This is a genomic window from Nitrospinota bacterium, assembly GCA_035528715.1.
In the GTDB taxonomy this organism is placed as follows: Bacteria; JADFOP01; JADFOP01; order DATKYB01; family DATKYB01; genus DATKYB01.
On sequence record DATKYB010000109.1, the window covers coordinates 21,708 to 35,866 of the forward strand.

General features: G+C 39.0%; 13 protein-coding genes. 3 read left to right on the forward strand and 10 right to left on the reverse strand.

The window, feature by feature from the left end:
* Positions 1 to 2: 2 nt before the first annotated feature.
* The 8 genes from VMW81_07995 to VMW81_08030 form a co-directional block, all read right to left on the reverse strand.
* Positions 3 to 623, reverse strand: coding sequence for a hypothetical protein (locus tag VMW81_07995; GenBank protein HUU50884.1), 621 nt, complete (start codon positions 621 to 623; stop codon positions 3 to 5).
* A 69-nt stretch (positions 624 to 692) separates the two neighbouring features.
* On the reverse strand, positions 693 to 926 hold the full coding sequence (locus tag VMW81_08000) for a hypothetical protein (protein HUU50885.1): 234 nt from the start codon (positions 924 to 926) through the stop codon (positions 693 to 695).
* 10 nt (positions 927 to 936) lie between these two features.
* Positions 937 to 1,191, reverse strand: a complete 255-nt coding sequence (locus VMW81_08005) for a hypothetical protein (GenBank protein HUU50886.1) — start codon at positions 1,189 to 1,191, stop codon at positions 937 to 939.
* A gap of 365 nt (positions 1,192 to 1,556) precedes the next feature.
* On the reverse strand, positions 1,557 to 2,522 hold the full coding sequence (locus VMW81_08010; GenBank protein ID HUU50887.1) for a Gfo/Idh/MocA family oxidoreductase: 966 nt from the start codon (positions 2,520 to 2,522) through the stop codon (positions 1,557 to 1,559).
* Complete coding sequence (locus tag VMW81_08015; GenBank protein ID HUU50888.1) at positions 2,522 to 3,427, reverse strand: radical SAM protein; 906 nt, start codon at positions 3,425 to 3,427, stop codon at positions 2,522 to 2,524. The genes VMW81_08010 and VMW81_08015 overlap by 1 nt, the downstream gene beginning before the upstream one ends.
* Before the next feature lie 40 nt (positions 3,428 to 3,467).
* Positions 3,468 to 5,384, reverse strand: coding sequence for an aconitate hydratase (locus VMW81_08020; GenBank protein HUU50889.1), 1,917 nt, complete (start codon positions 5,382 to 5,384; stop codon positions 3,468 to 3,470).
* Positions 5,385 to 5,680: 296 nt separating this feature from the next.
* On the reverse strand, positions 5,681 to 6,166 hold the full coding sequence (locus tag VMW81_08025; protein ID HUU50890.1) for a universal stress protein: 486 nt from the start codon (positions 6,164 to 6,166) through the stop codon (positions 5,681 to 5,683).
* 35 nt (positions 6,167 to 6,201) lie between these two features.
* Entirely contained in the window at positions 6,202 to 6,447 is a 246-nt protein-coding gene (locus tag VMW81_08030) for a bacteriophage holin (protein ID HUU50891.1), read from the reverse strand.
* A gap of 898 nt (positions 6,448 to 7,345) precedes the next feature.
* Between VMW81_08030 and VMW81_08035 the strand changes: the two genes are divergently transcribed.
* The 3 genes from VMW81_08035 to VMW81_08045 all read left to right on the forward strand — a co-directional run bounded on the left by VMW81_08035 (position 7,346) and on the right by VMW81_08045 (position 11,533).
* A complete protein-coding gene (locus VMW81_08035; protein HUU50892.1) occupies positions 7,346 to 8,443 on the forward strand; it encodes a KamA family radical SAM protein in 1,098 nt (365 codons plus the stop codon).
* Between the two features lie 73 nt (positions 8,444 to 8,516).
* Positions 8,517 to 10,166: an acetolactate synthase large subunit gene (locus VMW81_08040; GenBank protein HUU50893.1), complete on the forward strand. Its 1,650-nt coding sequence runs from the start codon at positions 8,517 to 8,519 to the stop codon at positions 10,164 to 10,166.
* Positions 10,166 to 11,533: an NAD-dependent succinate-semialdehyde dehydrogenase gene (locus VMW81_08045; GenBank protein HUU50894.1), complete on the forward strand. Its 1,368-nt coding sequence runs from the start codon at positions 10,166 to 10,168 to the stop codon at positions 11,531 to 11,533. Before VMW81_08040 ends, VMW81_08045 begins: the two co-directional genes overlap by 1 nt.
* A gap of 39 nt (positions 11,534 to 11,572) precedes the next feature.
* On the opposite strand, the gene yihA is transcribed toward VMW81_08045, so the two are convergent.
* Positions 11,573 to 12,175, reverse strand: a complete 603-nt coding sequence (gene yihA / locus VMW81_08050; GenBank protein HUU50895.1) for a ribosome biogenesis GTP-binding protein YihA/YsxC — start codon at positions 12,173 to 12,175, stop codon at positions 11,573 to 11,575.
* Between the two features lie 14 nt (positions 12,176 to 12,189).
* Positions 12,190 to 13,497 (reverse strand): DUF1015 domain-containing protein, encoded by a 1,308-nt coding sequence (locus VMW81_08055; GenBank protein HUU50896.1) that lies wholly within the window; start codon positions 13,495 to 13,497, stop codon positions 12,190 to 12,192.
* Between the last annotated feature and the right edge of the window lie 662 nt (positions 13,498 to 14,159).

The following is a 14,159-nucleotide window of genomic DNA, read 5'->3' on the forward strand; positions in this document are numbered from 1 at the left end:
AATCAAAGCACGATTTCAAACTCTGTCATCCTTTTATCGACAACGTCTAGTAAAGGAAAAAAGAGTTTTCCCATCATTCTTTCATCTTTATCCATAGAAAAAAACAGATATCCATGGGTTTGATGCCTAGGAGAAATCGTCATACTTTTTAAGCTCTCTTCTATCAGATTCTTTTTAAGCCTTGACGCCTTTCGATATTTATTGCTAAAGGCTCTGGCTCTTATGAAATCCAAACCAAAAGGCAATCTTTTCTCTTCGCTTTCCCGAAATCCAGTCAGTCTTTCTATTAAGTCAGAGTCAGATATTGGAAATTGTTTTTCTCCTTTATTATTAACCAGAAATATTTGGAGAGTATCCAGAAAATGAGATCGATTACCTTTATTTGATATGACAACGTATATTGGCAATATTTTTTTTGATACCATATCTTGATTATTAAAGACTGCTTTTATCCTATGGGGTTCAATAATGGGGTCAATCCCCACCATAAGACCTTTTTTTATCTGGTGCCTTGTATAAGAATCTGCTGATTTAATGTCTTTAGATTGAGAATTGATTTGATGAGCAGAACACCCTGCTATAAAAAATATGAATAAAAATAATATTAATTTAATCTTTGTCATCTTTTTCGATGTTATATTTTTTTATATTAAAGGGTTAAAGGAGAGGTATCCCAAATATAAGTCTCTAACTCAATATCTTTTTTTCTTAACCTCTCTTATAAGGTAAGCTGGCTCTCTGCCATTATAATAGGAAGGACTGTTTAAGGCCCTATCTAATTTAAAGATATCCTCTAAATTATACTTCATCTCACCTTCAAGGAAATCTTTGATTATCTCTGCCTTCTCCTTCGTTCCCAGATCCATATCATCTATTTCTATAAGCGTCTCCCATATTTTTTTAATGTCCGATTCTTTAAATCCCAAAATGTGCCCCCTATTGCTTAATTTCCCCCTTTGCTTCTGAACCCTTTATTATCTTGCTTAAGGATTCTGTAAGATTTTCAATAAAGGACATGGTTTTTTCTGAAACCAAAATCTTTTTATTCAGCTCTTCTATCTCCTTTGAGAGTGTTGCAACATCTTGTTCTAAGGCAACCACTTTCCCAGAAAGTTGTTTTGTGCGAGAATATCCTAAAAAAGTAAAGACCAAAGCTATCACAACCCCTGCAATAATCAACTTATCCTTCATTTTCTCCCTCCCTTTTTTGGTTTTAGATATTTAATTATGGAATATAACCCAACAAAATGAGAATAGTGACAGTAAGGGCACTTGTTCAAGCCTTTAAAAATCCTACCACAATTGATACAAATTTGTACACTATTTTTACAGATGGCACATTGTCTAAATTTAACCTTTGAGTAATTAAAGGACAAGCCTAAAAGGACATGCGCAGATATATATTCTAATATTTGAGGAAAGCTTATATCAATAAAATATGAATTCTTTTTGCACTTTATACATATCCCGACCTCTGCTCCACAGTGAATACAGACAGGAGTATTTTCAAAAACCTGGTTATGACACTTAGGACATTGCATATCATTCCTTATCTATTATAAATAAACTGCTTTCCCTTCCCTTGCTGACCTGTAACAGCCATCAGCTATTTCTATTGTTTTTAAACCATCGTAGCCTGTAATCGGTGGATTTCTGTCATTAACTATTGAATCACAAAAATCTTCCAGTACTTTTTTGATGGTTGGTATGTCCCCTGAAGTAGGAATGGGTATCATTTCATTGCCTTTTATCTTAGCGAGAGAATAATGGACAAAATCCCCTATTAACTGGCCATCTTCCCCAACAAGTTCAATCCTTCCTGACCTGCTATCTGTGTATCTACAAGAATCAATCACACATTTTATTCCTTTATTTAAATTAAAGGCAGCGACAAAGGAATCTTCAAGCTCAGGATTAAAGATATTCGCAGTCTCACAATACACCCTCTTGACCTCGTCCCCTGTAATCCAACGAATAAAATCAAAAATATGCACCCCAAGATGTAATACATTACCACCGCCAGCAACCTTAACCTCTCTTTGCCACTCTCTATCTAAAGATTCATATCTTTGGCTTACACTGATTGTATGGATAGATCCGATTTCTTCTTTTCTCTTTTTAATCTCACTAATCACAGGATTATAGCGAAGGGTTTGGGCTACCATAAGCTTAATTGTTTCCCTCTCTGCCTCTTCTATGATTGTTTTTGCATCTTTAAGATTTGTGGCAAACGGTTTCTCTATGAGGATATGTTTTTTTGCTTTTATTGATTCTATAGAGATATCAAGGTTCATATTTGGAGTTGTTACTATGATAACAGCCTCTATGTCTTTGTCTTTTAGAAGTTCAGTATATTGATTATAAAACTTAATATCCTTTTCTTTTGCAAAGGCTTTTCCTTGTGCTTCTTTTCTCCTGCATATCGCTACTAGTCTTCCATTTTTAGTATCTTTTAAAATATGGTTTGCGTATCTGATTCCATGTCTTCCAAGACCAATGAGCCCTAAATTTACCTTTCTCATTAAAATCCCCTATGTAAACCAGCCTTTTTTGCAATATCAATCGCTTCAAAAAACTCATCAGGAGCAATTCTTCTTGCCAGCTCCTGGTATTCACCAGCCTTATGGCAGGGGCGATACTGATCCATAATATTTACATAGGTATTCTTTGATATCTCTTTGGCGATAAATTCCAGGATCCTCTTTGTGCCTGCAAGCCCATTTGGCATAATCAGATGACGGACCAAAAGTCCTCTCTGCGCCACGCCCCTTTCATCTATGATGAGGTCCCCAGTCTGTCTTTGCATCTCCTTTAATGACTCTTTCAATATCTCAAAATAATCTGGGGCATTGGAATATTTTGCGGAGACATCCTTGTCGCTATACTTTGCATCAGGCATATAGATATCAATAATACCATCCAAAAGCCTCAATACCTCTAAAGAATCATATCCGCCACAGTTATAAACGAGAGGAATCTTAAGGCCCCTCTCAATGGCCTCAGGAAGCGCAGCTATTATCTGAGAAATATAATGGGTTGGAGTTACAAAGTTTATATTATGACAGCCTCGGGATTGTAGGTATATCATATGTTCGGCTAAATCGCGGATGGATATTTTCTGCCCCTGTCCTTGATGGCTGATATCGTAGTTCTGACAGAAGACGCAGAGAAGGTTGCAATGAGTCAGAAATATTGTTCCTGAGCCATTCATGCCGACCAGTGGCGGCTCCTCACCAAAATGGGGAAAGACGCTCGACACAATCAGATCCTTTCCAGCACCGCAATAACCCTCTTCTCCCTCAAGGCGATTAACTCGGCACTTTCTGGGGCAAAGAGTACATGATTCCAAAAGGCCAAAAAGTTGTTCTTTTCTCCTGTTGAGCCCCCCCTTTTTGTGAAGGTTTATATATGGTGGTTCATAGGGCATGGTTCGCTTTTGCTAAAACCTGTCTCTTGGCAAGTCATATTTATTGCTTTGCCTGGTTAAGAAGCCCACCGGCAAGAAGAATCTGCCGTCGCCTTCCCGAGATATCGAGAATGGTCTTGATCTCCTGCCCGTTCACAAATACGGTGATCTCCTCCTGTCCTTCCTCAATGGCCTTTCTTATACCCGGTATCTTAATCATGTCACCCTGATTAATCCTGTCGTAATCGGCCGGATCTTTGAACATCAAGGGGATAATGCCAAAATTGACCAAGTTCGACTTGTGGATGCGGGCAAAGCTCTTGGCGATCTTGACCCGGACGCCCAGATATCTCGGCGCTAGGGCGGCATGCTCCCGCGATGAGCCCTGTCCGTAGTTCTCGCCGCCGACGACAACGCCGCTCTTCTTCTCCTTTGCCCTCTCTGTAAACTTATCATCGATCACATCGAAAACGAACTCGCTGATTGCAGGGATGTTGCTTCGAAGCGGTAGAACCTTGTTCCCACCAGGGAGGATGATGTCGGTGCTGATATCGTCCCCGACCTTTATCAATACCTCTTCTTCAAGGTCGTCCTCCAGCTTATCAAAAAGAGGAAACGGTTTGATGTTAGGGCCTCGAAGAATCTCCACCTCCTCAGGCTTTTCTGCAGGAGGAATAAACCATTTTGAATTGAAGGAAAACTTCTCTGGGTATTCAACTTTAGGATAATTGCCCATGGTTCTCGGATCGGTAATCTTACCAGTAAGGGCTGATGCCACGGCGGTTTCCGGCGAACAGAGGTACACTGCATCGTCCTTTGTTCCGCTTCTCCCCTTAAAGTTTCTCGGGAAGGTTCTAAGGGAATTCGTCCCTGTGGCAGGTGCCTGTCCCATTCCAATACAACCGAGACAGCCCGACTCATGTATTCGTGCACCGGCACTCACAAGGGAGATCAGCCCGCCCATGGCCGTAACATTTTCCAATGTCTGGCGGCTTCCAGGGTTGATCTCGAAGCTCACAGCCGGGTGTTTGATTTTTCCCTTTACGGTTTCGGCCGTTATCATAATATCACGGTAGTCGCCATTGCAGGAAGAGCCGACAATGACCTGAGAGATTTCAACATTCTTTAAATCTTTAGCTGGCTTTACATTATCTGGATTATAAGGACAGGCTACAAGGGGCTCTATCTTACTTAGGTCTAACTCGGTAACCTCGTCAAACTCTGCATTTGGATCGGTCTTAATCTCCTTCCATACCTCTTCCCTGCTATTGAGTCTCAGATAGTCTTTCGTTACCTCATCCGATGGAAAAAGAGCGGCTGTTCCGCCGATATCGACACCCATATTGGCAATGGTTCCGCGGGCACTCATGTCGAGATTCTTCACGCCTGGCCCATAAAACTCCATGATCTTGCCCAGACTGCCCATTACCGTGTATCGCTTGAGAAGTTCAAGAATGACGTCCTTTCCAGAGACCCAAGGCTGAAGCTCTCCCTCCAGATAGATGCCCCAGATTTTCGGGGTATATATATAGTAAGGCTTTCCAGCCATGGCCATGGCAACCTCCATTCCGCCCGAGCCCATGGCAAGCATGGCGAGGCTTCCGCCTGTGGTGGTGTGGCTATCAGAACCGATAAGGGTTTTTCCCGGTATGCCGAACCTCTCCCTGTGCACGTGGTGGCAGATGCCGTTTCCCGGAGGAGAAAGAATCACCCCATATTTTGATGACATCGACTGGAGAAAGCGGTGGTCGTCTGCGTTCTTAAAATCGGTCTGGATAATGTTGTGGTCGATATAACTCACAGAAAGCTCTGTCTTTACGCGTGGAATGCCCATTGATTCAAATTCCAGATAGACCATGGTCCCGGTCGCGTCCTGTGTCAGGGTCTGGTCAATGCGAAGGCCAATCTCTTTTCCTGGTTCGAGTTTTCCTTCTAAGAGATGTTCCTCGATAATCCTTTCTGCGATTGTTCCCTTCATTGGAAACCCCCTCATTACTGTTTTAAGTTATTTATGACTAAGTCTATCTTCTGATATCTGCTCTGTCAAGAACTAAGGTTTATCAAATAAAACATAATAAAATGATTTATCCGCTCACAACCATTAGGGATTTATGAGGTTTAGAGAATTATTTGTGCATAAAAAAATCAACCCCTTAGAAAATAGTTTCCAAAGGGCTCGATATTTATGAATGAAATGTTCAAACAATAAGGGAGGGTGTATGGAGGATGAAATTATTCGAAAATTAAAATTCTCTCTTCTATAAAATTATCCTTTTATGGAACCTTAAATTCAAAATCTCTTGGCTTAATTGTCAAAACAGGGCAAGGTGCTTTCCTAACCACCTTTTCTGCAACGCTTCCCATTAAAGCATGAGAAATCCCTGTTCTCCCGTGGGTTCCCATGACTATCAGATCTGCCTCCTTTTCTCTCGCAGCTATAATGATCTCTACAAAGGGTTTGCCTTTTCTTATAAATTTCTCTATCTTAAGTCCCTTATAATCCTTTGTATTCTTCTTAATAAACTCCTCTGTTTCCTTTGCTTTTTCTTTAACAATATTCTCTTCTAAATCCTCCACAGGAGACCTACGAGGATTTGACTCATACCTATAGCCCTGCTCTAGGTAGCTCATATCTACCACATAAACAGCATAAATTGTTGACCCGTATTTTTCTCCTAAACTGATCGCATATTTAAACGCTTCTCTTGAATTTTCTGAATTATCTGTTGGTAACAATATCTTTTTAATCAAAGTAGACATTTTAAACTCCTTTTTTTCTTTATCTTTATAGAAAATTACTTCACCATAAGATTGTAGAGCCAGGCTATCAAAAAACCAAATATGAAACCATCAATAAAGCCCCAGATGATACCAATAAGACAACCCAGTATAGATGGTTCATATCCTATATAAACAGATGAAATGACCTCTAAAAGTTTGGTTCCCCAATTAAACCCTGCCACCATAATTGTAAGCATGATAAGAGAAACTGCCCAAATTATACCAAAGGCTAAACCTGCTTTTAATGCATCTAGTTTCATATGAACCTCCTTAAAACTTTGACAAATATCTAAATCGGAAATGCCTGCAATATTCTAAGATAACTTCTTTTAAGGACAAACTCTCTGATGCATGAATATAGAGACCAAATTTATTGCAGTATTCACATCTGCACCAAAAAAGATCCTCATTTCTCATGCCATCAGCTAAAAGTCTCTTCTGTTCTTTAGTACAATGCTTACACTTTACTGTTTTACTTAACTTCATTATAATTAATCATTTATATTGGAAAATTTTTAAAAATTTTTGGAAGATGATATCTAAAAGTAAATTCTGAAGATTTTAAATAAAGGGGAAAAGAGGTTCTGATGGAGATCGAAATTCGGATCCTAAAAAATATAATTATCTAAACAAAGGATATAAATCTCAATCCTGGTTTAGACCCAAGAATCACTACTCATTTTAATATTTGTTTTTTAGATATCTTTAATTATCAATATATGAAGAATATTTTTACTGTCAATAGTGAAATGCAAAATATTCTAAAGTAAAATTATACAATTACTTATAAAAATATAATTTGAATGTTTGGGTATTGAAAAAGTTCAATAAATGCTCATAAAAGCAAAATAACAGGATTGTAAAAGCCTTGTTTCTCTTCATAGAAATTTTATTTCACAAAAACTTCTTTTATACTAAAAAATGATATATTGTGATAAGATAAGGATTGAAATTTTAATTCTGTTTCGTTTTATGAAGGTAATTTTGCATAATTTTTTTGTATGTGCTAGCATTTTAAGAAAGCAAATCATAATCAAAAAACGTCTTTTAGCAAAAGCGCTTCGTATTTAAATAAGTATATTCAATTGGGAAATTGGTGTTATAATATAGGACTTTTTAACAAGCTACATTAATCAATAATTAAATTCTATTCAAATCATGAAGTGGGAAAATAAACTCAAGGAAAATATCTGTTCTATTGAAGAATTAAAAAAGCATATTAAATTGACAAAGAATGAAGAAAAAAAACTACAGAGGGTAACCGAAATCTACCCTATTAATATTACCAAGTATTATTTATCTTTAATCAATAAAAATGATAAAAAAGATCCATTAAGAAAATTGATTGTTCCTTCTGAAAAAGAATTAGACATTTCAGGAATTTATGACACAAGAGACGAAAAGGAAAACACAAAGGTTGCTGGGCTTCAGCATACATATAAGCAAACAGCCCTCATTTTATCCACAAATTGGTGTTCAGCCTATTGCAGGTTCTGCTTTAGAAAACAGTTTCTTACTTTTCCAAAGAAAGAGATAGCTTGGGAATTTAATGATGGAATAGAATATATTAAAAGTCATAAGGAAATTAATAATGTACTTGTTAGCGGCGGAGATCCTCTTATATTGCCAACTGAAATAATAGAGAATTTTCTAAAAAAACTTTCAGCTGTAAAACATCTCAATTTTATCCGTTTTGGATCCAGAATCCCAGTAGTCTTTCCAGATAGGATTTTAGATGATAAGTCATTCCTTGAGCTTTTAAAGAAATTTTCGTTAAAGGAAAAAAAGATATATATTGTTGTGCACTTTAACCATCCAAGAGAAATTACTCAAAAATCAATCGCTGCAGTGGACAAGATCATTAAGTCTAATGTCATTGTTAAAAATCAGACTGTATTGCTTAAAGGAATCAATGATAATCCAGATACCCTGGCAGAGTTATTAAATAAATTGGTTGGCATTGGCATCAATCCTTACTATATATTTCAGTGTAGACCAGTAAAAGGTGCAAAGGAATATTTCCAAGTACCATTATATAGGGGGTATAGGATAGTCGAAAATGCCAAAAAGAAACTCGACGGTCTCAGTAAAGGCTTTAAATACATTATGTCCCATAAAACAGGGAAGATAGAGATCGTTGGAGTTATGGGGAATGAAATCTATTTTAAATATCACCAAGCAAAAGAATCGAAAAATATCGGTAAATTCTTCAAGAAAAAAATAAACAAAAAAGCAAAATGGCTTGATGATCTATAATCATCTTTAGCTTCAGCCTCTGAACTCTTTCATCTCACCAGTAGCAATAAAATAAAGAAATAAGGTTTGAACCATGAAAGTATCTGACTTTTTTGTCAAGTGCTTGGAAAACGAAGGTGTTCGATATGTCTTCGGTGTACCGGGAGAGGAAAATGAAGACCTGCTTTTCTCTTTGGAAAATTCGTCCATTCAGTTTGTGCCGACAAGGCATGAACAGGGAGCAGCCTTTATCGCGAACTTCTGGGGCCGATTGACAGGTAAGGCTGGCGTCTGTCTATCAACACTCGGTCCCGGAGCGACAAACCTCGTCACAGGCGTCGCTGATGCAAACTTAGATAAAGCCCCATTGGTAGCTATTACCGGCCAAGAGGGTCTCGCAGGATTGCATCATGAGAGCCACCAAACACTTGATATTGTTAATCTGTTTAAACCGATAACCAAATGGAACACAGCCATTTCCTCGCCAGAGGTTGTGGCCGAGGTTATCAGAAAGGCCTTTAAGGTAGCAGAGTATGAAAAGCCAGGGGCAACCCACATTGAACTCTCGGAAGACATGGCAAAACAACAGGTGATGAAGATGATAACCCCCATTCCTCCTGAAAGGGTGCGACGGCCCAGCCCTGATTACAAGGTTATCAACCGCACGATTGAGCTCCTGAAAGAGAGCAAGAAACCTCTTATCATTGCCGGGAACGGTGCGATTAGAAAGCTTGCAAGCAAACACCTCACGAAGTTCGTTTTGAAGCACAATATCCCTGTGGCGTGCACCTTCATGGGGAAAGGCGCAATATCTGATAAAATGGAGCAGTCGCTCCTTAGCATTGGTCTCGGATATAAAGACTACGTTATTGAGGCAGTCGAAAATGCAGATCTCATCCTCGCTGTTGGGTATGACATTGCAGAGTTCGAACCAGAGAAGTGGAATCCTAAAGGTGAAAAGAAAATTGTCCATATTGACTTTATTCCAGCTGAGGTTTACACACACTACAATCCAGAAGTTGAGGTTGTAAGCGACATCTCTGGAGCACTCTGGGAGCTTAATTCCAAGCTCATCAATGAAGAACTCAAAATCGATACCGAATGGTATAAACCGATCCGGATTCGGATTCTTGAAGACATCAAGAGCTATGAACTGAATAACACGGATACCTTCACAATTCCTGGCACGCTGAACATCATCAGGGAGATTCTCGATGATTGCGGTCTTATGATCAGCGATGTTGGGAGCCACAAAATCTGGATTGCAAGAAACTTTCCTACTTACTGCCCTAATGGATGCATTATGAGCAATGGTCTGGCTAGTATGGGCAGTGCTATCCCAGGGGCCATTGCCGCCTCCCTCATCGACCCTGAAAGACAGGTAGTAGCAGCAATGGGCGATGGCGGTTTCCTCATGAACTCACAGGAACTGGAAACGGCAAAACGGCTTGGTGTTAGTTTCACGGCTGTGATCCTTAACGACAATGATTACGGCCTGATCAGTTGGAAACAGAGTATTACCAGAGGCAGATCAATAGGCACAAAGATCCATAATCCTGATTTTAAGGCGTATGCAGAAAGTTTTGGTATCAAGGGCTATTGCCCAAAGAATCTTGCCGAGCTTAAAGATCAATTACAAATAGCTATCACTTCGAAAGAACTCTGTGTAGTAGAAGTCCCGATCGATCCTAAAGTTAACCATTCTCTCGTTGAAAAACTAAACAAATACTGGGGGGAGGAATAATGACGATAAAAGCAATCTATCCCGCAACAGGAGAAATAATTAAAGAATACCCGGAAATGACACCGGAGGAGGTAAAGAGCATCATAGAGAAGTCACACGAAGCCTTTCTTTTGTGGCGAAAAACCAGGTTTTCTGAAAGAGCTGTGCTTATGAAAAAAGCTGCCAAGGTTCTTCGAGATAATGCAGAAGAGTATGCAAAGCTCATGACTCAAGAGATGGGCAAGCTTATCAAAGACGGTAAGGCAGAGGCTGAGAAGTGTGCCTGGGTCTGCGACTACTTTGCAGAAAATGCTGAGAGGTTCCTTAAGCCAGAGATAATCGAGACTGACGCAAAAAAGAGCTTTGTTACATTTCAGCCTTTGGGCGTTGTGCTGGCGGTCATGCCATGGAACTTTCCCTTCTGGCAGGTTTTTAGGTTTGCTGCGCCTGCGCTCATGGCGGGCAATACAGGTGTATTAAAGCATGCCTCGAATGTTCCGGGATGTGCTTTGGCAATAGAGGGTGTCTTTAAAAATGCGGGTTTTCCAGAGAATATCTTCAGGGCCTTGCTTGTCGGGAGCAGGCAGGTCGATGCAATTATAGAAAATCCTTTGGTTAGGGCAGCAACCCTTACTGGAAGTACCCCTGCTGGAAGATCCGTAGCAAAAAAGGCAGGTCAGATGCTCAAGAAGACCGTCCTTGAGCTAGGGGGGAGCGACCCCTATCTGATTTTGGAAGATGCGGATATGGAAGAGGCTGTGACCACATGTGTCAACAGTAGGCTTATCAATGCTGGGCAGAGCTGCATTGCTGCAAAGCGTTTCATTGTGGTTGAGCCGATTCAAAAGCGATTCGAGGAGCTCTTTTTGGAAAAGATGCGCGCTAAAAAGATGGGTGACCCCATGGAAGGTGGGATTGCAATCGGCCCCATGGCGCGGAATGACCTGAGAGATGAGCTTCACGAACAGGTGAAGAAGAGCATTGAAAAAGGGGCAAAGTGTCTTCTCGGTGGTGAGATACCAGAAGGCAAGGGTGCTTATTATCCCCCAACTGTTCTTGCGGATGTGAAAAAGGGGATGCCTGCATATGATGAAGAGATGTTTGGACCGGTAGCAGCTATTATCCCTGTAAAGAATGAGAAAGAAGCGATAAAGGTCGCAAACGACTCTCTATTCGGTCTGGGCGCGGCTGTCTTTACCAAGAACATTGAAAAAGGCGAGAGAATCGCGGCAAATGAACTGGAAGCGGGCTGCTGTTTTGTTAATACATCTGTAAAGTCAGATCCCCGTCTTCCCTTCGGAGGCATAAAGGAGAGCGGGTATGGCCGAGAGCTGGCCTCTTATGGGATCAAGGAGTTCGTAAATATCAAGACCGTTTATGTAAAGTGAGCGAAAAGCAACGATTAAAAAGAGAACTGCCAGATGAAATCAAGTCGTCTTCGAGCCAAGACCTGAAAGCCTCATGATTGACTTCCAAAGATCCTTTTTCCCCTCTCTTGTCTTAGCAGAAAAGATAATAAGAGATGCCATATCGTTGAGTTCGAGATCCTGTAATATTTCTTTAATTTTCTGATTTCTTGATCCCTTACTAATCTTATCTGTTTTTGTTAATACTAATATCGTTGGGGTTTTATAATGATCGAACCATTCCTTCATTTTTAAATCAAGCTCAGTGGGTTTGTGTCTTATGTCTAAGCAATGGATAACCCCTTTGAGATTGCTCCTCCCTTTGAGATAACTTTCAATGAGTGCCCTCCAATTTTTCTTAATAGAGATTGGTGCATGAGAAAAACCATATCCAGGAAGATCTGCAAAAACTAAAGATTCATTGATTTTGAAAAAGTTTATCATCTGTGTCTTGCCGGGCGTAGAGCTCGTCTTTGCTAATTTTTTTATATTCGTTAGTGTATTAATCAAAGAAGACTTTCCTACATTGGAACGCCCAACAAAGGCAATTTCTGGAAGGGAGATATCTGGAAATTGATCAGGCTTAAATGCACTCTTTAAGAAAAGCGCTGAAACATTGCTCATCAGACTTTTTTCTCTTAATCTAATTTATTGAAAACAAGTCCCGTTAAGAGTTTTGGGAAAAAATATGTGGATTTTTGAGGCATCTTTTCCCCTAATCCAACAATCTTCTTTAGGTCTTCTATCTTTGTTGGATTTAAAAATAAGGCGAGAGAATCTTTAGTATCTCTAACCCTTCTTATTGCCTCTTCCTCGTCATGGGTATAGATAAGATTGTCCTCATTGCTATCCCTTTTTCCCAAAGCCTCTTCAATAATTAATTTTTGGAGTATGGTTACATCCAGCTCCCACCATTCTCTAGGCCTTGAGTCCTCTCGATAACTCTCCATAATATCTTTATTCTTAAGGGTAAGGAGATAATGCCTCTCCTCTCCCCAAAATATTCCAAAGGAAATATCCTCTTTTCCTTTTTGCCTTAAGGCTTGAAAGAATCTCTTCTTCTCCTCATAATCAAAAGTATCCACATCAAAATCTTTGTTCAATTGATCCATTAAAGATCTCAAATTCGACCTATCTAATTTCTGAATGATTCTGTGTGTTGGAAGAATTGAAAGCCCTTCATCATCCATATTGGTGAGATACATCATAACATAATCAAAAGGCATCTCAGGCTCAGAAGAGCCTTTTTCTCTCCTTAGGATGTTTCTCAATCCCAAAGCAGTTTCATATCTGTGATGACCATCTGCAATAATAAGCTGTTTGTCACTAATGAGCTCTTTTATTTTATCAATCTCTTGAATATCGCTTAACCTCCACAAGAGATGCTCTGTAGAATCATTATCATGAATATCAATGATAGGAGGATTTTTTGAAATCCCTTTTTCAATGGTATGATTAATCTCATTTTCAGGGTCAGAGTATAATGAGAAGATCGGAGAGAGATTTGCATTGCAGGCTCTCTTTAAACAGATAAGGGTCTCTTTTGTCTTGGAAAAGGTCTCTTCGTGGGGAAGGACGATTCTTTTCTCGTATTCCTCTAACCTAACGAGGGCAATAAACCCCTTTCTTGTCTTCTCCTTTCCATTTTTAATTCTATATTTTTGAAGATAGATATAGAAAGAGGGGAGGGAATCCCTTTTAAAAATCCCATCTTTGATCCAGCCCTCAAAATACCCGGCTGCACGGGTAAATTTATTATAACTATCATTATCGTGTGGATAGTCTTTTCCCAAGATAATATGGATAATGTTATTCCCATGTCTTTGATAATATTTCTTATAGTCTTCTTTTGGGATAACATCATAAGGAGGGGTTACCACGTCTTCCAGATTGGTAATCTTTTCTCTGTTATATAATATCCCCCTAAAGGGAATGATCCTCGTCATCAAGGAAAGCTCCATGATCTATGTAGTTTTTCAATCACTGATAAGGGATAATTAAAGAATATATCATAATTCTATCCAAGTCAATTGTTATGTGATTTTAAGTAAAATTCTAGGTCTGACAATTTTAAAGACAGGTTTTTCTCAAAAAAAACCCTGTCTAAATGCCGTGTGAAAGACTGTCTTAGAGACTCAGTTTAATAAAGTGGCGACCTAAAATATTTAAAGGTCCCTATTATTTACTGTTAATCTCTGAAGAAAATCTTTCATCACAAACATGACAGGGTTTTATTCTCAATTCATGCATTATTTTAAATCCTATAAATCTATATCGACATCTTAGAAAAATACTTTAAAAAAATATAAATAAACTAGTAATTTTCCTAGTTGTCAGACGATAAATTATTCTTTATTTTTTCTATATTTATTCATTTTAAAGGAGGATATAAGAATGTAATAAAATGGAAGAAATATCTCTTTCATTAATGGTCGATATGAGCTAACAGAAATAGAAAAACAGGGAGACAAAGAAAATGAGATCATTTAATACAAGATTTTTAGCAATATTTATTGCAATTTTAGCTTCGCTAGCTTTAGCAATAGGATGTTCTGACGAGGCTAACGTTGCTACCGAACACACGCACTACCACCCCAAGGGCAAACAG

Coding starts and splice junctions, on each gene's coding strand:
- VMW81_07995 (HUU50884.1), bottom strand. CDS start 623: ATGACAAAGATTAAATTAATATTATTTTTATTCATATTTTTTATAGCA.
- VMW81_08005 (HUU50886.1), bottom strand. CDS start 1,191: ATGAAGGATAAGTTGATTATTGCAGGGGTTGTGATAGCTTTGGTCTTT.
- VMW81_08010 (HUU50887.1), bottom strand. CDS start 2,522: ATGAGAAAGGTAAATTTAGGGCTCATTGGTCTTGGAAGACATGGAATC.
- VMW81_08015 (HUU50888.1), bottom strand. CDS start 3,427: ATGCCCTATGAACCACCATATATAAACCTTCACAAAAAGGGGGGGCTC.
- VMW81_08020 (HUU50889.1), bottom strand. CDS start 5,384: ATGAAGGGAACAATCGCAGAAAGGATTATCGAGGAACATCTCTTAGAA.
- VMW81_08025 (HUU50890.1), bottom strand. CDS start 6,166: ATGTCTACTTTGATTAAAAAGATATTGTTACCAACAGATAATTCAGAA.
- VMW81_08030 (HUU50891.1), bottom strand. CDS start 6,447: ATGAAACTAGATGCATTAAAAGCAGGTTTAGCCTTTGGTATAATTTGG.
- VMW81_08035 (HUU50892.1), top strand. CDS start 7,346: ATGAAGTGGGAAAATAAACTCAAGGAAAATATCTGTTCTATTGAAGAA.
- VMW81_08040 (HUU50893.1), top strand. CDS start 8,517: ATGAAAGTATCTGACTTTTTTGTCAAGTGCTTGGAAAACGAAGGTGTT.
- VMW81_08045 (HUU50894.1), top strand. CDS start 10,166: ATGACGATAAAAGCAATCTATCCCGCAACAGGAGAAATAATTAAAGAA.
- yihA (HUU50895.1), bottom strand. CDS start 12,175: ATGAGCAATGTTTCAGCGCTTTTCTTAAAGAGTGCATTTAAGCCTGAT.
- VMW81_08055 (HUU50896.1), bottom strand. CDS start 13,497: ATGACGAGGATCATTCCCTTTAGGGGGATATTATATAACAGAGAAAAG.